This window comes from Tenacibaculum crassostreae, assembly GCF_964512405.1.
Taxonomy (GTDB): Bacteria; Bacteroidota; Bacteroidia; order Flavobacteriales; family Flavobacteriaceae; genus Polaribacter; species Polaribacter crassostreae.
In genome coordinates this window covers 318,385-336,803 of sequence record NZ_CAZELE010000006.1, presented here as the reverse complement: position 1 = coordinate 336,803, position 18,419 = coordinate 318,385, and the positions used below count along the sequence as shown (strand labels likewise).

20 protein-coding genes are annotated in these 18,419 nt (G+C 31.2%); all 20 read right to left on the bottom strand.

Features of this window, described 5'->3' with window-relative positions:
* Positions 1-67: 67 nt before the first annotated feature.
* On the bottom strand, positions 68-2,521 hold the full coding sequence (locus tag ACKTST_RS09670; protein WP_408047546.1) for an alpha-ketoacid dehydrogenase subunit alpha/beta: 2,454 nt from the start codon (positions 2,519-2,521) through the stop codon (positions 68-70).
* A gap of 117 nt (positions 2,522-2,638) precedes the next feature.
* A complete protein-coding gene (locus ACKTST_RS09665) occupies positions 2,639-5,461 on the bottom strand; it encodes a gluzincin family metallopeptidase (RefSeq protein ID WP_408047545.1) in 2,823 nt (940 codons plus the stop codon).
* Positions 5,462-5,514: 53 nt separating this feature from the next.
* Positions 5,515-6,225, bottom strand: coding sequence for an LOG family protein (locus tag ACKTST_RS09660; RefSeq protein ID WP_408047544.1), 711 nt, complete (start codon positions 6,223-6,225; stop codon positions 5,515-5,517).
* A gap of 154 nt (positions 6,226-6,379) precedes the next feature.
* On the bottom strand, positions 6,380-6,574 hold the full coding sequence (locus ACKTST_RS09655) for a hypothetical protein (RefSeq protein WP_408047543.1): 195 nt from the start codon (positions 6,572-6,574) through the stop codon (positions 6,380-6,382).
* 22 nt (positions 6,575-6,596) lie between these two features.
* Positions 6,597-6,794: a hypothetical protein gene (locus tag ACKTST_RS09650; RefSeq protein ID WP_408047542.1), complete on the bottom strand. Its 198-nt coding sequence runs from the start codon at positions 6,792-6,794 to the stop codon at positions 6,597-6,599.
* 8 nt (positions 6,795-6,802) lie between these two features.
* Positions 6,803-7,015: a hypothetical protein gene (locus ACKTST_RS09645; protein WP_408047541.1), complete on the bottom strand. Its 213-nt coding sequence runs from the start codon at positions 7,013-7,015 to the stop codon at positions 6,803-6,805.
* Positions 7,016-7,104: 89 nt separating this feature from the next.
* Positions 7,105-7,308, bottom strand: a complete 204-nt coding sequence (locus ACKTST_RS09640; RefSeq protein ID WP_408047540.1) for a hypothetical protein — start codon at positions 7,306-7,308, stop codon at positions 7,105-7,107.
* Between the two features lie 170 nt (positions 7,309-7,478).
* Positions 7,479-7,640, bottom strand: coding sequence for a hypothetical protein (locus ACKTST_RS09635; RefSeq protein ID WP_408047539.1), 162 nt, complete (start codon positions 7,638-7,640; stop codon positions 7,479-7,481).
* Between the two features lie 86 nt (positions 7,641-7,726).
* Entirely contained in the window at positions 7,727-9,016 is a 1,290-nt protein-coding gene (locus tag ACKTST_RS09630) for an HlyD family secretion protein (RefSeq protein WP_408047538.1), read from the bottom strand.
* A gap of 58 nt (positions 9,017-9,074) precedes the next feature.
* On the bottom strand, positions 9,075-9,305 hold the full coding sequence (locus ACKTST_RS09625; RefSeq protein WP_408047537.1) for a hypothetical protein: 231 nt from the start codon (positions 9,303-9,305) through the stop codon (positions 9,075-9,077).
* A gap of 13 nt (positions 9,306-9,318) precedes the next feature.
* A complete protein-coding gene (locus ACKTST_RS09620; RefSeq protein WP_408047536.1) occupies positions 9,319-9,543 on the bottom strand; it encodes a hypothetical protein in 225 nt (74 codons plus the stop codon).
* A 9-nt stretch (positions 9,544-9,552) separates the two neighbouring features.
* A complete protein-coding gene (locus ACKTST_RS09615) occupies positions 9,553-9,738 on the bottom strand; it encodes a hypothetical protein (RefSeq protein ID WP_408047535.1) in 186 nt (61 codons plus the stop codon).
* Positions 9,739-9,861: 123 nt separating this feature from the next.
* Positions 9,862-12,048, bottom strand: coding sequence for a peptidase domain-containing ABC transporter (locus ACKTST_RS09610; RefSeq protein WP_408047534.1), 2,187 nt, complete (start codon positions 12,046-12,048; stop codon positions 9,862-9,864).
* Positions 12,049-12,107: 59 nt separating this feature from the next.
* Entirely contained in the window at positions 12,108-12,275 is a 168-nt protein-coding gene (locus tag ACKTST_RS09605) for a hypothetical protein (protein ID WP_408047533.1), read from the bottom strand.
* Positions 12,276-12,297: 22 nt separating this feature from the next.
* Positions 12,298-12,489, bottom strand: a complete 192-nt coding sequence (locus tag ACKTST_RS09600) for a hypothetical protein (RefSeq protein WP_408047532.1) — start codon at positions 12,487-12,489, stop codon at positions 12,298-12,300.
* Between the two features lie 10 nt (positions 12,490-12,499).
* Positions 12,500-12,748, bottom strand: a complete 249-nt coding sequence (locus tag ACKTST_RS09595) for a hypothetical protein (RefSeq protein ID WP_408047531.1) — start codon at positions 12,746-12,748, stop codon at positions 12,500-12,502.
* Between the two features lie 2 nt (positions 12,749-12,750).
* Entirely contained in the window at positions 12,751-12,909 is a 159-nt protein-coding gene (locus ACKTST_RS09590; RefSeq protein ID WP_408047530.1) for a hypothetical protein, read from the bottom strand.
* A 118-nt stretch (positions 12,910-13,027) separates the two neighbouring features.
* A complete protein-coding gene (locus ACKTST_RS09585; protein ID WP_408047529.1) occupies positions 13,028-14,614 on the bottom strand; it encodes a vitamin K epoxide reductase family protein in 1,587 nt (528 codons plus the stop codon).
* A gap of 119 nt (positions 14,615-14,733) precedes the next feature.
* On the bottom strand, positions 14,734-15,408 hold the full coding sequence (locus ACKTST_RS09580) for a DNA-binding response regulator (protein WP_408047528.1): 675 nt from the start codon (positions 15,406-15,408) through the stop codon (positions 14,734-14,736).
* A gap of 108 nt (positions 15,409-15,516) precedes the next feature.
* Positions 15,517-18,345 carry an excinuclease ABC subunit UvrA gene (uvrA, locus tag ACKTST_RS09575; RefSeq protein WP_408047527.1) on the bottom strand — a complete coding sequence of 943 codons (2,829 nt, stop codon included), beginning with the start codon at positions 18,343-18,345 and terminating at the stop codon, positions 15,517-15,519.
* Positions 18,346-18,419: the final 74 nt, after the last annotated feature.

Below are 18,419 nucleotides of genomic sequence, written 5' to 3'. Positions count from 1 at the left end.
GTGATATATCAATAAAAAAAGCGCATTGATAATTCAATGCGCTTTTTTATAATTTTATTTGTGTTCTTTAGTATAAACTTTTAAATTTTGTAGGATTAGCTTCATGCATAATCTCATATACTTTTTCAAAAATATCTTCTGCTGAAGGTTTAGAGAAGTAATCTCCATCAGTACCATAAGCAGGTCTGTGAGCTTTAGCAGTTAATGTTTGCGGTTTGCTATCTAAATATTTGTATCCATTTTGGTTTTCAACAATTTCTTGTAATAAATAGGCTGAAGCTCCACCTGGAACATCCTCATCAACTACTAACAAACGGTTTGTTTTCGCAACCGATTTTACCGTATCATGATTACTATCAAAAGGTAATAAACTTTGCGCATCTACAATTTCTACATCAATACCAACTTGCGCTAAATCTTTCGCAGCTTCTTCAACAATACGTAAGGTAGAACCATAAGAAACAATAGTGATATCTGTTCCTTCTTTAATCGTTTCAACAACACCGATTGGAGTTTTAAAATCTCCTAAGTTTGTTGGTAACTCTTCTTTTAAACGATACCCGTTTAAACATTCAACGACTAAAGCAGGATCATCACCTTCTAACAAAGTGTTATAGAAACCAGCAGCTTTGGTCATGTTACGAGGAACTAATACGTGAATACCTCTAATATTATTTATAATCCCTCCCATTGGAGAACCTGAGTGCCAAATCCCTTCTAAACGGTGACCACGAGTACGAATAATTAATGGTGCTTTTTGCTTGCCAAAAGTACGATAGCGTAATGTAGCTAAATCGTCACTCATTATTTGTAATGCGTATAATAAGTAATCTAAATACTGAATTTCAGCAATTGGGCGTAAACCACGCATTGCCATACCAATACCTTGACCTAAAATTGTAGCTTCTCGAATACCAGTATCAGAAACACGTAACTCTCCAAATTTTTCTTGTAAACCTTCCAATCCTTGGTTTACATCACCAATATATCCGGCATCTTCACCAAAAATTAATACCTCTGGGTGTTTAGCTAAAATGGCTTCGAAATTATCACGCATGATAATACGAGCATCTACCATATTTTTTTCTGAAGTGTATGTTGGAGCTTCAGCAATAACATTTTCAGTAGCTAATTCAGTTTCACTTAATAAGTGAGCAGAATATTTTACAGCAGCATTATCAATAGAAGATTTGATAAAGTTTTGTAACGTTATCTTTTCTGCAAAGTTTTCGTCTTTTAAATAACGTAAACTTTTACGAGCGGCAACTAAAATGTCTTTTCTAATTGGTTCTGCAATTGCAGCTAAATCATTTTTATATTTAGTAATAAAAGAACCGTTATTGCTTTTTTGAGCAATTGTTTCTAACAACTCAACAGCTTCTGCAACTTCTGCTTTAATTTCATTAGTGTAAGCACTCCAAGCATCCCGTTTTGCTTTGCTGACTTCTTTTTTAGCTTCTTTTTCAATATTTATTAATTCTTCTTCAGAATCAACAAATTTTAACGTTTCTCCGTTTTCATTTTCAAGTTCAAACTCTAAAATCCATTTACGCATTTGTGCGATACAGTCAAACTCTTGTTCCCATTGTAAACGCTCAGGTGATTTGTAACGTTCGTGTGAACCAGAAGTTGAGTGTCCTTGTGGTTGTGTTAATTCTTTAACGTGAATTAACACAGGAATATGTTGCTCTCTAGCAATTTTAGAAGCTTTATTATAAGTGTCTATTAACTGAACATAATCCCAACCATTCACAACGAAAATTTCGTATCCGTTACTTTCGTTTTCACGTTGAAAACCTTTTAAGATTTCAGAAATACTTTCTTTAGTAGTTTGATGACGTGCGTGTACCGAAATTCCGTATTCATCATCCCAAACATTCATTACCATTGGAACTTGCAAAACACCAGCTGCGTTGATGGTTTCAAAAAACAATCCTTCACTTGTACTAGCATTACCAATTGTACCCCAAGCAACTTCGTTACCGTTTATTGAAAAATTAGTGTGTTTTTCTAACCCTTCAACATTTCTATAAATTTTAGATGCTTGTGCTAATCCTAACAAACGAGGCATTTGACCTGCTGTTGGAGAAATATCAGACGATGAATTTTTTTGAGCGGTTAAGTTTTTCCAGTTTCCATTTTCGTCTAACGAATGCGTTGCAAAGTGACCGCCCATTTGACGACCTGCCGACATAGGCTCGATATCAATATCGGTATGTGCGTATAAGCCAGCAAAAAACTGTTGCGGAGTTAACTCGTTAATAGCCATCATAAAGGTTTGATCACGGTAATACCCTGAACGAAAATCTCCATTTTGAAAGGCTTTAGCCATGGCTAACTGAGGTACTTCTTTACCATCACCGAAAATCCCAAACTTTGCTTTTCCTGTTAAAACTTCTCTACGACCTAACAAACTACATTCTCTACTTATACGAGCAATTCTGTAATCGTTTAAAACTTCGTTTTTAAAATCTTCAAAAGAAAGCTGTTGAGTATTAGCTATTTCGGTATTTTGCGTCATAATCATCTAATTTTGGTACGGTTACAAAGATAGTTTTTTTAGTTGAAATTTAAAAATTTCTATTTTTATTGAATATTTTTCAATAAAACTTAAAAAAAACAGGCTTTGTTGAGATATTTATAATATTCCTCTTCTAATAAAGTTGTAAATTCTATCAATATCAGTAGTAATGATAAATCTAACTTTTGAAGGATATGCTTTTTTATCGACTTCAAAACCTTCGTTTGTGTAAATAGGAAGATAAAATTCAAAAATTTCAGGAAGAAAATTGAGTCGGATACCATTCTCATAGAAAAACTTTGGAGAAGTATGTTTGTTCTTTAACATGGCAACGTCGTTGTATATTTCTGCCCATTTCCAAACACTAACACTAGTGTTTAAGGAAGTTATTAGTTGATTAGCAAAATAAGGTTGGTTGAATTTAGATTTGAATCCTCCTTGACCTACAACAAATTGTTGGCTAAAAATACCATCGTTTTCTGATCGTCCAAACAAACTTTGTTCAAACAAATAATCGTTTCCTCGGTTTAATCCGAAGCTAAAATAATTTCCTTCAGTTTTGTTGGATATAAAGTAGCCTCCAAAAAGGCGAATTTCATAACTTTTACTCTCTGTGAAGAATTTTCGGTAACGAATATCGGTAGATACTTTACTAAAGTTTGAGTTTATCTCAAGATTTGCGGCGTATCTAACGTCTTGGATAGCATTGAATTTATTGTTGATGTATCTTAAATTGAAGATATTATACTTGTCTTTATCTCCTTGAATTTGACTTGTAGGAACTTCTTTGTCCACACTAACCAATCGAGCCATTAAAAATTCAGAACCAATATCTCGAAGCGTATTTCGTCTAAATTGAAAAAGAACAAAAGGATTAATAACATTATACCCTAGTTCTGGTGCGTAATGAAAATTGCTTCCTGAAACTCCGTAACGAATTCTATATAATTTAGAGTCTTTTAAAAAATGATTGTATGCAACAGAAAATAAACCCGTGAAATTTTGACTTTTTGTACTATAATTTGGAGTAACACTAAACTCAAAATTATGATTTACGATTGATCTGTTATTAATGTTAACTCCAAGAATTAGTCCGTCATATAAATTGTATTTTATATCTGGATAATAAAATAACTGGTTATAATATGGGTTTTCATAATCTTTAAAGAAACGAAACTGCAAAGGTTTGTTTATAAGACTGTTGTTAACGTTTCTGAAGTTATCTAAAGAATTAAACTCAGGATAATTATTCTCATAATTCAAAGCTAATTTTTTAAAAGTACCTCTTTTAATTTTTATTGTTTTTGTAGAATCTACTCCAGTAACCCACGTTTTAAACTTAATGTTCTTCTTATCTATTCCATACAAAGCTACGGGAGCTGAAAAACTTCTTTTGTTTTTAAGAGTAACCAAAAGAGAGTCTTTGTTTTTAGTGTAGATTATTTTTTTAATTTTATAATCAATCTTTTTATTTGTGGTGATGTAATCTCCAAAAAACCATTTCAAATCTTTTGAGGTATTTTTTTGAAGAATATCAGCAAAAGAGTTGCTATTTGATAGTTTTAATTGATGTTTAGCATAAAACTCTTTTACAGATTTTTTTAAAATGCTATCACCAACAAAATCTTGTAAATATTTAAACCCTAATCCTGCTTTATACTTACTTACTACTTTTTTATTAAAGTTAGAAAGAGAGTCACTTCGCATAGTGAGAGGTTGATCATAAAATTTTCGAGCACTAAACTCATAAACAAAAGCGTATTTATCGTTTTGTTTAAGTTTGGCAATATTGTAGGTTTTTATAGGCCAATAGTTAGAATATTTACCTAAAACAGTAATGTTTGGGTAATATTTCTTTACATATTCCATCATTAAGAAGGTTTGTAATCCGTCTGTTAGCCAATAATCTTTTCTTGGGTTTTGAATAATTACATCATCGAAATACTTTTGAACAAGTGCTTTAAAAAAGCCAGTTTCCCATCTGAAATTTTGTGGAAAAGGTTTTAGCCAACTTGGTAACCCATAAATTTCATGTAGTGAATTTTTATTAACAGTTCGAGCATCAACAAGAATTTCAGGGTGGGGGTGTTTCCCTGTAAAATCTTCAATAAACTGTATTTGCCTGTTGATTATTTTGGTAGTTTCTTGATTAGAAATATTTTTTAAGTAAGCATCTGTTTTAATCTCTTTGTCTTTAGTTTTAAAAGATTTAAATGTTTTTAAGGTGCTGATATGTAAAATGATATCTTTTTTTTCTTTCCCTACCAAATAGTAATTTGTAATACTATCTTTTTCTGTTTTGTATTGGTATAAATTACTTTCAACATGATAGTTATTAGGAACATCTAACGATATAGAATAATCTGACAACTTTTCGTATAAATCGTCTAAATTGATGTTGCTCATCAAATGCCATTCAGTATCAAAAACAGCTGGAGTTATATACCAAAAACGCAAGTGGTATCCTGTTTTTGTTTTTCCGTAGCCAGTATATTTTGCATTGGGTATTTTAATGAAGTAAGAAGTGTTTATAACTAAACTATCACTAGGTTTTAGTACTTTGTTAAGTGTTACTTCAACAATGTCAGGGCTGTTTTGTTGTTCTTTAAATAGAACTCTTTCAGAATTAATTGTAAGATTTTTTATGTAGCTGAAACCTCTATCATTATCTTTTGAAAAGTGAAAACTTTTTTTGTAATCTTCAATAAATCGTTTTGCTAAAGGTGTTTTATTATCAATAAAACTATTAGCCCAATTGTGTAAGTATATCTTCGATAAGTTTGATGAAGAGCGATTAAAATATACTGTTTGTTGTTGAATATGTAGTAAGTCTTTTTGAGCATTAAGTGTAGCTTTTATATCGACAGAGTTTTCTTGAGCTATTGTATTAAAGTAGCACAGAGTAACTATAAATAGTAAGAGGAGTGTTCTGTTTTTCAATATAAAATAAAAAAGCTCGTTGTGAATTCAACGAGCTTTAAAGATATAAATTTTTAGAAATTAGGTTTCAATTGATATTTAGCATAGAATTTATTGAAATGTTCTACAGCTTCATCAGCAGAATCAACAACTCTAAATAGGTTTAAGTCTTTTTCACTGATGTTACCTTCTTCTAAAAGTGTGTTTTTAATCCAGTCTAGTAAACCACCCCAGAACTTTTTACCTACTAACACGATTGGGAATCTTCCAATTTTATTGGTTTGGATTAGAGTAATTGCTTCAAAAAGCTCATCTAAAGTTCCGAATCCCCCAGGCATTACAACAAAACCTTGTGAGTATTTTACGAACATTACTTTACGAACGAAGAAATAATCAAACTCTAAATTTTTATCATGATCAATCCATGGGTTGTCATGTTGTTCAAAAGGAAGTTCAATATTTAAACCTACAGAAGTTCCTTTTCCTCTGTGAGCTCCTTTGTTACCTGCTTCCATAATACCAGGACCACCACCAGTAATAACCCCAAATCCGTTTTGAGTTAATTTGTAAGCTACTTCTTCAGCAAGTTTATAATATTCATGGTCGGTTTTTGTTCGTGCAGAACCAAAAATAGATACACATGGTCCTATTTTACTTAACTTTTCATATCCGTCAACAAACTCAGACATAATTTTAAAAATTGCCCAAGAATCGTTTGTTTTTATTTCGTTCCACGTTTTTTGTTGTAGTTTTTCTCTAATTTTTCTGTCATCATTCGGACTCATACCCATATATCTTTATTAAGTTAACAATTTAAACGTTGCTAAATTTTTAGATTTTTAGCAAGCCTGCTAATTTAGAGTTTTTTGTTTAATAAATTTACAAATAAAGAAAAATAAAAAAGCGAACCGAAGTTCGCTTAATTATAAAGAACTGTAATTAAAGACCAAAGCACAGATGATGAACTCTTGCACAGTTTTGATGATATGAAGGTAAAGCATGAAAAGCTTCACAATTATTTTCATCATAGTAATTTGGCCCAGTGTATGTATCACATTGGTTTAAACCTCCATTAATTAATTTTTGCTCAGCTTTATTTAAAGTATTACCTAAATTTAAGATTGATTTTTTCATAAGTTTAATTTTTTAATAATGATTAAAAACAGCTGTTTATAACCCTGTTTTTACAATATTGAGATAATTGATTGTACTCTTCACAAGTACCGCAAGAAACAAAAGGATTAGGCTCGCCATAGCATAAGTAAGGTATGAAGCAGTCTTCATTTCCACCATTAATTTCTTTTTGCTCAGCTTTATTTAAAGCTTTTCCTAAGTTTAAAATTTGATTTTTCATAAAAAAGTTTAAGTTAATTGTTGACCATCAAAACAATCACTATGAATTCTAACACAACCGATAGCTCCTGGGTAATTGACTAATTGCTCACAAGATAAGCACCCTGGTACAGGTCCAAAACAGAGAGAACGAGGAAATTGATCACAACCAACCCCTCCATTAATTTTTTTTTGTTGCGTTTTATCTAACGCTTTACCTAAATTTAAGATTGATTTTTTCATAATTTTAAGATTTAATTAATTTGATTAAATCCTTGAATAGTTTAAAGACACTCAAGGTTTGTGTCTATTCTTCGCGAGAGAATTTTAGTTTACATTCCAAAGCATTCAATACCAACTCTTACTCTCATTTGACAGTAAGAAGATAGTGAAAAGTATTCCTGACATGAACGACACCCCATGTCAGGAATACCGTAGCATTCATTTGGGCATCCATCTATACCACGACTACCATTAATTTCTTGTTGTTCTATTTTATTTAAAATTTTCCCTAAGTTTAAAATTGATTTTTTCATGATTTATATGTTTAAAAGTTAATAATAGCATATGCATGCTGGCTTTAATACTAGAGTATTCCACATAGCACATATTGAAGCTGAGCATAAAGGATCTCCTCCACTTATATCTTTTAGTTCCACTTTGTTTAAAGCTTTTCCTAAATTTAAAATTGACTTTTTCATATGTATTATCCCATGTAGTGACAAGTACCAGCAATAATTATACAAGCAAGCTCATTGTAGGGAGGACAAGCAGGGTATTGATAACAGTTAACTACCTTACCTCCATTGATTTGTTTTTGTTCAACCTTGTTTAAAGTTTTCCCTAAGTTTAAAATTGATTTTTTCATAATTTTAAGATTTAATTAATTTGATTAAACCCTTGAACAGTTTAAAGACACTCAAGGTTTGTGTCTATTCTTCGCGAGAGAATTTTTTATTTAATAATATTTTTAAGTTGATAGAAAAAACGTTCTATCAAGCGTAGGTCTTCTGTTACTATATCTGCTGTTCCTTGCATTTCTTGTTTAAATACAATTTCTTTTTCATAGGTGGTTATCAAATCTTGTGGTAAAGACACATCTATTAAGTAATTACCTTCTTCATCTGGTAATAATGAAATCGATTCTACTTTTCCGTTCAGTTCACCAAATTCATCAGAAGGGTAATTCAGTAATTTAATTTGAACTTTTTGCCCTTTCTTAATTTTTCCAGAATTTGCAGCAGGTGCTTTTATTTTTCCTATATAAGCTGTGCTTTTTTCTGGAATGATGGTAAATATTAAATCGCCTTGTTTTACAGTTTGATTTTCGTTCCAATACGATAAAAATGAGACTTTACCATTAATAGAAGAAACCAAAGCATATTGTTTTTCCCAATCTTTAATTGCTTTTTTTAAGTATAAAAATGATTGGATAGCCTTTTTTTGTAAGCGAATATCGTTTTGTGTTTTCTTTATAGATGTTCCTTCTAAATTTTTGTTTGAATTACTAATTAATTCACGAATTTGAGAAATTGAACTTTCTACACTTTTGTAGGATCTTTGAGCTTGCAAATATTCTACTTCTTTTTGTTCTTTTTCTTTGGCTGATATGACTCCTTTATCAAACATTTTACGACTTCTTTCTAAATCGTTTTGTTTGAATTCTAACTCTTTTTTATTTAAATCGCGTTGTGATAATAGGATTTGTAAACGTCCTTTGGCTTCAATAACCGACATTTGATTTGCAAAATTCTCTGATTTATAAGGTGTTAGTTTTTTGTTTAAAGTATACTCAGAGTAATCATTTTCAAACTGAGAAAAACTAGTGGTAATGTCTCCCAATATCATAGGAGGTATTTTATCAATAGGGAATTTAAAATCTTCATTATGAATTTGTACGGTATCGGTAATGCTTTTTAGTAATAAAACATCTTTGTATGAAGCACTGTTTTCAATAACTGCAAGAACTTCACCTAAATTTACACTGCTATCTTCTGTTGTTAAAAAAACTTCAAATCTACCTCTGGTATTCGCATATAACTTTTCTGGAGGAAAAGAAGTAGTTATCATTGCTTGGGTTGAGATAATATCAGGGTATTTTACAAACCATGAAATGAATAATAACATTAAAATAAGTAAAAGAAATAAGGTGTTTCCCCAGCGTATCATCCAATTTGGTACGTGAGTTAATATTTCTTGTACTTCTTCACTACGAATTTCTATGTCTTGAGTATTGTTAGGCATATTTGAAGTTTAAAATAGAGGGGGAAAACTCCCCTCTATGGCTTGTTTAGTTTAAGTTTTAAAAAGCAAAACACATTGGCGGATAAGGAGAGTTATATCCATAATCGGGTTGAGCTGGACACATACTTACTCCATCACAAGGTGCATGACCTACAAGTAATGGTTCGTTATTATTGTCTGGATCAGGAACTAAACAGTCTCCCATGTTTGCACGACCCAAACCTCCATTAATAGTTTTTTGCTCTAATTTATTAAGAGATTTCCCTAAGTTTAAGATTGTTTTTTTCATAATTTTTAGTTTATTAATTGCTACATATTGGTTGTGTTCCATCTAGACATAAAGAATTACAATGAATTTTATAATATTTAAATGTGCCACTAATTATACAAACACCATATTCATTTGTTGAACTGGATCCTGAACCGCCTGAACCTGGATCACCAAGAATCGGATCGTCACCTCCGTTTATTTGTTTTTGTTCAGCTTTGTTTAAGGCTTTACCTAAGTTTAAAATTGATTTTTTCATGATTTTATTTTATAAGGAGCAACATTTTTTATACCCGCTTTGTAACCAACAAGACTCAAAGTCCCATTGGCATTGGTAACATGTATTATCATTCCAACCTAAATCTTCACAGGTGGCGTGCATATATCCTCCGTTAATAATTTTTTGCTCAGCTTTGTTTAAAGCTTTACCTAAGTTTAAAATTGATTTTTTCATTTTTTTTGATTAAAAAATTGTTTAAATCCTTGAACATTTTAAAGACACTCAAGGTTTGTGTCTATTCTTCGCGAAAAATATTTTGATCATTAAGCATTTATGTGCTTATATGACTTTGTATGTTTATTTACCTAGGTCTAATTGGTTTTTAACTAGATGGTAATAACTTCCGTTTAATTTGATTAACTCTTCGTGAGTTCCTTGTTCAATAATCTTTCCTTTATCTAATACTACAATTTGATGTGCATTTTTAACCGTACTTAATCTATGAGCAATTACTACTGCTGTTTTATTGGCAAAAAAGGTGTTGAGTTTTCCCATAATTACTTTTTCATTATTGGCATCTAGAGCACTAGTTGCTTCATCAAAAAATAAAAACTTCGGGTTTTTATATACAGATCTTGCAATTAACAATCGTTGTTTTTGCCCTGTACTAAGTCCGTTACCTTCACTTCCTATTTTTGTGTTGTAACCTAAAGGTAAACTTTCTATATAGTCTGAAATATTAGCCACATCAATAGCATGTGCTAGTTTTTCTTTATCTACATAATCTTCTCCTACAGCAATGTTTTTAGCTATGGTATCATTAAAAATATATCCTTCTTGCATTACTACACCACAGTTTCTTCTCCATTCTTTTTGTGAGATGTTTTTTAGATTAAAATTATTAATCATAATATCTCCTTGGTCTACCTGATAAAACCCTAGTAAGAGTTTCATTAAAGTAGTTTTTCCACTACCACTTACTCCTACAATAGCGGTAGTTTTATTAGCTGGTATTTCTAGAGACAACTCTTTTAATACAGGTTCTAACCCCCCAGTATATCTAAAAGAGATATTATTAAGTTTAATAGCTGCGTTTTCTGGAATCTGAGTTACTTTTTCATCTTCTGGTTTTTCTTCATCTTCCATGTTATGGATTTCCCCTAATCGATCTACTGATATTTGTGCATCTTGTACATCTCTCATAAAACTAATCAGTTGGGTAATAGGACCATTTAATTGTCCTACGATATAACTAATAGCCATCATCATCCCTAAAGTGATGTTTCCATCAATAACTAGTTTTGCTGAAAGTATGGTAATAAACATGTTTTTTAACTCATTGATAAAGTTAGATCCAACACTTTGTGTTTGTTCTAAAGCTAAACTCTTAGTGGCAACTTTGAACAATCTAGCTTGTACATATTCCCAATTCCATCGCATGCGTCTTTCTGCATTGTGCAGCTTAATTTCTTGCATCCCGTTGATAAGTTCAATAACCTTACTCTGTTCTTGACTTACCTGAGAGAAACGTTTGTAATCAAGTTCTTTTCTTTTTTTAAAGAAGAATAATACCCATCCGAAATACAACACACTTCCTAATACAAACACACCAAAGATTTGTACGCTATAATAGGCTAATACAATACTGAATATGATGAGGTTGAAAAAGGAAAAAAGTACGGTTAGTGAGGATGTGGTTAAAATTCGTTCAATACGTTTATGATCATTAATTCTTTGTAACAAATCTCCTGTCATTCTTACATCAAAATAAGAAATGGGTAATTTCATTAACTTGATGAAAAAATCGGATATCAAAGAAATATTGATTCGTGTACTAAGATGTAATAGAATCCAGCTTCTAATAATTTCTAAAGATGCTTTTCCTATAAATAAAAACAGTTGTGCAAATAAGATTAGGTATACAAAGTTTAAATCTTGATTTTTAATACCAACATCTACCACACTTTGTGTTAAAAAGGGTAAAATTAGTTGTAATAAGCTCCCTGCTAATAACCCTATGATTAACTGAACTACAAATTTTTTATATTTATATAAGTATTTGAAAATAAATCCAAAACCAAACTTCTCATCTTCTTCAAACTCTTCACTATAAAATTTAGGTGTAGGTTCTACAAGTAATGCAATACCTTCTTCGGTATTTTCATCGGCATTATTACCAATCCAATGTTGGATAAACTCTTCTTTAGTAAAAGTAATTAAACCGTGGGCAGGATCTGATATATAAGCAACATCCTTTTTAATTTTGTATAGTACTACATAATGGTTTTTATTCCAGTGAATGATGCATGGAAAAGGAGCTTCTTTTAATTTTTCAAAAGCGAGCTTTATTCCTAAAGATTTAAAACCTATTGACTCAACTGCTTCACTTAACCCTAATAAACTACTTCCTTCGCGAGTGGTTTCACTTAAACTACGAAGTTGTTGTGTGTTAATGGTTTTACCATAGTGCTTCGCTATAATTTTTATACAAGTAGGGCCACAATCTTTGGCCTCAGTTTGACGATAATTTGGAAATTTTTTCAAAGATAGTTTGATATAGATAAAATAAAGGAGAGGGTTGCTCTCCTTTATTTAAATTAAGTTTAATCACAAAACATAGTACATCTACCAAAAATATTCATGCACTGATTCCATGGGCACTCTCCATTATTTCCTTCGTGTAAATAAGGTCCTGGATAAGTACCTCCTTTGATGTTTTTTTGATCTTTTTTACCTAAAACTTTACCTAATTTTAAAATTGATTTTTTCATTTTTTAAATATTTTATTAATTATTAATAACAAGCCCAACACTGTCCATTACAATAGTCTGTACCATAAGTTCCTATTGAGCAATGGGAAGGATTCACAATTATACCACCTGTTCCACCACAGCAAAGATTAAGTGATGGACGAACTCCTCCATTGATTTGCTTCTGACTAGCTTTGTTTAAAGCTTTGCCTAATTTTAAGATTGATTTTTTCATAATGCTTCTTTTAACCTATACAACAAGTATCATTATCATCAACACAAAATCTATCGGGAACACACCCTCCTCCAGAACCAGTTCCGCCTCCTCCACCTCCAGAAGATGGATTCTTATGGCAAAAATAATCTTGACAATAATACCCTGAAGGACAACCTCCATTAGCGTCACAAAAACCTAATGCGGCACTACCTCCATTAATATTTTTTTGATCTTCTTTACCTAAAACTTTACCAATGTTTAAAATTTGTTTTTTCATAATTAAAATGGCATTAATTGACAGTAGATTTCTGCGCATTTCCATCCGAAGTCTTCACATATGCGATCCCCATTTACATCGCATTGCATTCTTCCTCCGTTAATTTGATTTTGTTCCGCTTTGTTTAAAGCTTTGCCTAATTTTAAGATTGATTTTTTCATAATTAAATTATTAAGGTTACTTTTGCGGCGAACATTTAAAGACACTCACCATTGTGTCTATTCTTCGCGAGAGAATATTGTTCAAAAACGCAAAGCCCTTTTTAGGGCTTTGTCATTTTTATATTGTTACTAATTGTTGACAGGTTTCTTCTAGTTCTTCGATAAAGAAAATTAAATCTGTGCGGTTGTATTCTTTTGGGAATGATTTTCCGTTTACTAAGATTTCTGGAGTAAAATTGATAGCATTGTTAGTACACCAAGTTTTTTCACTTTCTAGTTCTGAGATGTATAGTTCCTTTTGAGTACATTCTCCATAGCTTTGAAGCCATTTCTCTGGTTTTTCTCCACCATAAATGGTATCCATTGCTCTCAAGCAAGCTTCACTACCTTTTTCATGATACAGTTCTAATAATCTACCTGTAATTTTTACCGCATCACCTTCTGTATTTTCAGTATTGATGTTGAATCTAATTTTAATTTTTACATTGTTTGAATAACGGTGTAAAATCTCATCAATATGTTGATGTACAGGTTTGCAATGCCCACAAAAAGGATTGGTTATAATCGTTAACTCTAAAGTTGAATTTGGATTTCCAAAAACAATCTCTTTACTGTTTTCTATTTGAGTATCTAGTTGTGGAGACTTTTGTAATAGACTATTGAATAAAGTAAAGTTTCTTTTAAACTTTGTGCTTTCAATTTTTTCTTTTCTTAGTTCGGTAACTTCAGAAACCAAGGGTTTAATAAAGTGCCAAAATAACCATACCGTGGAAGATACAATACTTAAAGTAACTAAATAGGTAAGGTTAAACTCAGTTAAATAAGTTTTGGTTACTATTGGAATTATAGCTTGCAACCATAAAACACCAACAATACTTAAACATAATAAACACCATTTTTTTATTACTATATATTGATAATAGATTGAGTAGATTGTAATTGGAATGGCTAATAAACTAATTGAGTATGCAACGATTGGATTTGTTATTTGTGTAAAAGTTAAAAGAGCAAGTCCCGAAAAATATAATACACTAAAATCACTTAATTTATAACCTTTTATTATTTCTGCTCCTTTTGAAGTAAGTACAGCATCACAATCTTTTTTATCATCTGCTCCAGAACAGAAAGCATTACCTATAGAAGTTTTTAATCCTAATTCTTGTTTTACAATTGCTACACTGGTTATAATTCCTAAAACGGATAGAATTAGATGAGTTATACTGTAAATATTTGCTGTGTATTGATATAGTGTGTATCCAATAGCTAAAGATAAAATTGCAAAGGCTAATGGTTTACTGTAACTTGAGCTTGTTTTAGGTTGAATTCTTTCCTCTGTTTTTTCTACAGCAACAATAATTCCTGTAAACTTTTGTAAAAAATCATTTTCAGATAATGTTTCTTTTTTGTTTTCAGAATTATAAACGAAATAGTCAAGTTTTTTTCTTTCAACGACTACTAGATCTTTTCCTTGTGTTGTATTTATTTGGGCTAAAAAACAATCGGGAAGTTGAATTAATGTTTCGGAATTTACAGGAACGTCAGCTGCAACATTTTCTATGTTAAAGTGATCTAAAACACCTGTTATGGCGTGCAAACTGGGATAAGATGGGTGGCTTTGTATTTGAAAAGCCAATTCTTCTTTATCAAATGAGATTTCGTTCTTTTTTAATAATCTTTGAACTAAAGCAATTAATGTATCTTTCAAAATGAAGGGATTTTAAGTATAGCTATTTTTATATTCCTCCAAATCTACTTTTTGAAAAGTATAAAACTTTAAAAAAAGCCATAAAAAAAGTAAGGTTTTTCCTTACTTTTAAATTTTACTTAGATAAATCCTTTTTCTTTAGCAATTAATATTAGTTCTCTATCTCCTTTATCTTTTACATTGAAAATCTTTTTTAAGTGTCGTTTTCTTTTTTCAATACTTGCAACAGATAAAGGTATGTAATTAGGCATATCTTTCATTTTAGAGCCAATAGATATTTCATATAGAATTTGACGATCAATAGAGTCTAATGAAAAGTCATTAGAAATTTCCTTTCTTAAAAGTTTTAATACAGTTTTACTATAATACGGAATGTTATTTATTACATTATTAATAGCATTTTTTAATTCTTCTGCAGTTAAGTCACGTTTAATTAAAAAACCTTCGGGATTTAAACTTTTAAATATATTATGTATTCTATAATTATCATTGCACTCGGTTGAAATGATAATTTTGGTATTTGGAAGTAGTTTTCTTACAAAAACACCTAAATCTTCTCCAGATAAAATTTTTCTATTTTCTGAAGGTAGAAGCTTAAGGTCAAGAATAACAAAGTTTAAAGAAGTTTCTTTTTCAATAGTTCTTTTTATAATATCAAAAGCACCATCGCAATTGTATGTTATATCAACATTAAAACAATGGTTAGAATCTATTTTTGATATTATGTCTTTATATGTTTCACATATAAGAGGGCAATTGTCTGCTAATAAAGCAGACTTTTTTTCTTTTTTCATATTTAAATAATTTCGGGGGATACATCATTTTTTCATAAACAATATGCCCTAAAATTAGATAAAGAAAATTAAAATAAAAAAAAAGTTGTTAAATTTTTAAAGAAAGAGTTAACTAAATAGTAACTCTTGCTTTAAAAACTTAGCAGTATAACTGGTTTTATGTTTGGCAACTTCTTCAGGAGTTCCGTAGGTTAAAACTTTACCACCTTTTTTTCCACCTTCCATACCGATATCAATAATATAATCGGCAAGTTTAATTACATCTAGATTATGTTCAATAATTAAAACGGTGTTTCCTTTGTTGGCTAATTTATTTAGTACTTCCATTAACACTCGAATGTCTTCAAAATGCAAACCAGTAGTAGGTTCGTCTAGTATGTAAAAAGTATTACCAGTGTCTCTTTTAGATAATTCGGAAGCTAACTTTATACGTTGCGCTTCCCCTCCTGAAAGTGTGGTTGATTGTTGCCCGAGCGTGATGTAACCTAAACCAACATTTTTAATGGTTTTTAGTTTTCGATGTATTTTAGGTATGTGTTCAAAAAAGTCAGTTGCTTCGTTAATTGTCATTTCTAACACATCAGAAATAGATTTTCCTTTGTAGCGAATTTCTAAAGTTTCTCTATTAAAACGTTTTCCTTGGCAAGTTTCACATTCTACATGAACATCTGGTAAAAAGTTCATTTCAATTACGCGAACTCCACCACCTTGACAGGTTTCACAACGTCCGCCTTTTACATTAAAACTAAATCTTCCTGGTTTGTAACCACGAATAGAAGCCTCAGGAGTTTTAGCAAATAAACTACGAATTTCACTAAACACACCTGTATAGGTAGCAGGATTAGAACGAGGTGTTCTTCCAATAGGAGATTGATCGATATCAATTACTTTATCAATATGTTCTAAACCTTCTATTTTCTTATAAGGCATCGGTTTTTTTACAGCTCTGTAAATATGTGAATTTAAAATAGGATAGAGGGTTTCGTTAATTAAGGTAGATTTTCCGCTACCTGAAACACCCGTTACACAAATCATTTTTCCTAGAGGAAATTCAACCGATACATTTTTTAAATTATTTCCAGAAGCTCCAGATAGCTTAATGTTATTTCCGTTTCCTTCACGACGTTTTTTAGGAACCTCAATTTCTTTTCTTTTTGATAAATAATCAGCAGTTAAGGTATCATGACTTTTTAAATCGTCAAAAGTTCCTTCGCTAACAATTTCGCCTCCATGACGTCCTGCACCTGGACCAATGTCTAATACAAAATCGGCGTTTTTTATCATATCTTCGTCATGTTCAACTACTAAAACAGAGTTACCAACATCGCGAAGTTTGAGTAAAGAATCAATCAATTTTTGATTGTCTCGTTGATGTAAACCGATACTTGGTTCATCTAAAATATAGAGTACTCCAACTAATTGCGATCCTATTTGGGTTGCTAAACGAATACGTTGAGCTTCTCCACCAGAAAGTGATTTTGAGGTTCTGTCTAATGTTAAATAATCTAAACCAACATCTAATAAAAACTGAATTCGAGTGCGAATTTCTTTTAAGATTTCAGCTGCAATAGTTAATTGTTTTTCTGATAGTTTTTTATCAACTTTTTGAAACCAGTTAGCCAATTCTAATACATCCATATGAGCTAAATCACTAATATTTTTATCAGTGATTTTAAAATGAAGCGCTTCTTTTTTTAAGCGCTTTCCATCACAAACGGAACAGGTAACTTCATCCATAAAATCTTTTGCCCAGCGTTTAATAGAAGTGCTTTCTGAGTTTTTGTATTGATTTTCAATAAAAGCAATAATTCCTTCAAAATCAATTTCATAATTTCTGGTTACCCCAGCGGCTTTCGATTGAATTTCAAATTTTTCCTTTCCACCATGTAAAATAACTTCCATAGCTTCCTTCGGAATATTTTTTATAGGATCGGTTAATTTAAAACTGTAGCGTTCAGCAATAGTTTGTAGTTGTTTAAAAATCCAACTGTTTTTTTGTTCTCCTAACGGAATGATTCCCCCGTTTTTGATAGAAATAGTATCGTCAGGAATTACTTTTTGATTGTTGATTTCGTTGGTAATTCCTAATCCGTTACAATGTGTACAAGCTCCTTTAGGTGAGTTGAATGAAAAAGTGTTTGGTTCTGGATTTGGGTAGGCAATTCCAGTGGTAGGACACATCAATTCACGACTAAAATAGCGAGGTTTTTCGTCGTCAACATCAATCACCATTAAAATATTATCTCCCGTATATAAAGCAGTTTTTATAGTCTCGTCTAAACGTTTTTCGGCATTGTCATTTACAATTAAACGATCAATAACTACTTCAATATCGTGTGTTTTGTAACGATCGAGTTTCATGCCTTTTTCAATCTCTCGAATTTCTCCATCAACACGAACACGAACAAAACCTTGTTTAGAAATTTGCTCGAATAACTCACGATAATGTCCTTTTCTCGATTTAATTAAAGGCGCAAGAATTGCAATACGTTTTCCGTCAAAATCTTTTAAAATAAGCTCTTTGATTTGCTCGTCAGAATAACTCACCATCTTTTCGCCTGTGTTGTAGGAATAAGCATTCGCAGCACGAGAAAACAACAAACGAAGGAAATCGTAAATTTCGGTAATGGTTCCTACGGTAGAACGTGGACTTTTATTAGTTGTTTTTTGCTCAATAGAAATTACTGGGGAAAGTCCGTCGATTTTATCAACATCAGGACGCTCTAGTCCACCTAAAAACTGACGTGCATAGGCGGAAAAAGTTTCAATATAGCGACGTTGTCCTTCCGCGTAAATAGTATCGAAAGCAAGAGAAGATTTTCCGCTTCCACTTAAACCAGTAATCACAACTAGTTTTTCACGAGGAATTTTAACATCAATATTTTTTAAATTATGAGCTCTTGCTCCGTAAACTTCTATGTATTCTTGTTCTTTCAAAGTGAGGGTTTTACCAAAAACAGCAAAGTTACCAAAACCAAATTTATTTTAAAGAGGTGATGTATAACAAATGA

What these genes read in the sequence shown, in the direction of transcription:
- ACKTST_RS09670 (WP_408047546.1), bottom strand. Translation starts at nt 2,521, where the DNA reads ATGACGCAAAATACCGAAATAGCTAATACTCAACAGCTTTCTTTTGAA.
- ACKTST_RS09660 (WP_408047544.1), bottom strand. Translation starts at nt 6,225, where the DNA reads ATGAGTCCGAATGATGACAGAAAAATTAGAGAAAAACTACAACAAAAA.
- ACKTST_RS09655 (WP_408047543.1), bottom strand. Translation starts at nt 6,574, where the DNA reads ATGAAAAAATCAATCTTAAATTTAGGTAATACTTTAAATAAAGCTGAG.
- ACKTST_RS09650 (WP_408047542.1), bottom strand. Translation starts at nt 6,794, where the DNA reads ATGAAAAATCAAATTTTAAACTTAGGAAAAGCTTTAAATAAAGCTGAG.
- ACKTST_RS09645 (WP_408047541.1), bottom strand. Translation starts at nt 7,015, where the DNA reads ATGAAAAAATCAATCTTAAATTTAGGTAAAGCGTTAGATAAAACGCAA.
- ACKTST_RS09640 (WP_408047540.1), bottom strand. Translation starts at nt 7,308, where the DNA reads ATGAAAAAATCAATTTTAAACTTAGGGAAAATTTTAAATAAAATAGAA.
- ACKTST_RS09635 (WP_408047539.1), bottom strand. Translation starts at nt 7,640, where the DNA reads ATGAAAAAATCAATTTTAAACTTAGGGAAAACTTTAAACAAGGTTGAA.
- ACKTST_RS09630 (WP_408047538.1), bottom strand. Translation starts at nt 9,016, where the DNA reads ATGCCTAACAATACTCAAGACATAGAAATTCGTAGTGAAGAAGTACAA.
- ACKTST_RS09625 (WP_408047537.1), bottom strand. Translation starts at nt 9,305, where the DNA reads ATGAAAAAAACAATCTTAAACTTAGGGAAATCTCTTAATAAATTAGAG.
- ACKTST_RS09620 (WP_408047536.1), bottom strand. Translation starts at nt 9,543, where the DNA reads ATGAAAAAATCAATTTTAAACTTAGGTAAAGCCTTAAACAAAGCTGAA.
- ACKTST_RS09615 (WP_408047535.1), bottom strand. Translation starts at nt 9,738, where the DNA reads ATGAAAAAATCAATTTTAAACTTAGGTAAAGCTTTAAACAAAGCTGAG.
- ACKTST_RS09605 (WP_408047533.1), bottom strand. Translation starts at nt 12,275, where the DNA reads ATGAAAAAATCAATTTTAAAATTAGGTAAAGTTTTAGGTAAAAAAGAT.
- ACKTST_RS09600 (WP_408047532.1), bottom strand. Translation starts at nt 12,489, where the DNA reads ATGAAAAAATCAATCTTAAAATTAGGCAAAGCTTTAAACAAAGCTAGT.
- ACKTST_RS09595 (WP_408047531.1), bottom strand. Translation starts at nt 12,748, where the DNA reads ATGAAAAAACAAATTTTAAACATTGGTAAAGTTTTAGGTAAAGAAGAT.
- ACKTST_RS09590 (WP_408047530.1), bottom strand. Translation starts at nt 12,909, where the DNA reads ATGAAAAAATCAATCTTAAAATTAGGCAAAGCTTTAAACAAAGCGGAA.
- ACKTST_RS09580 (WP_408047528.1), bottom strand. Translation starts at nt 15,408, where the DNA reads ATGAAAAAAGAAAAAAAGTCTGCTTTATTAGCAGACAATTGCCCTCTT.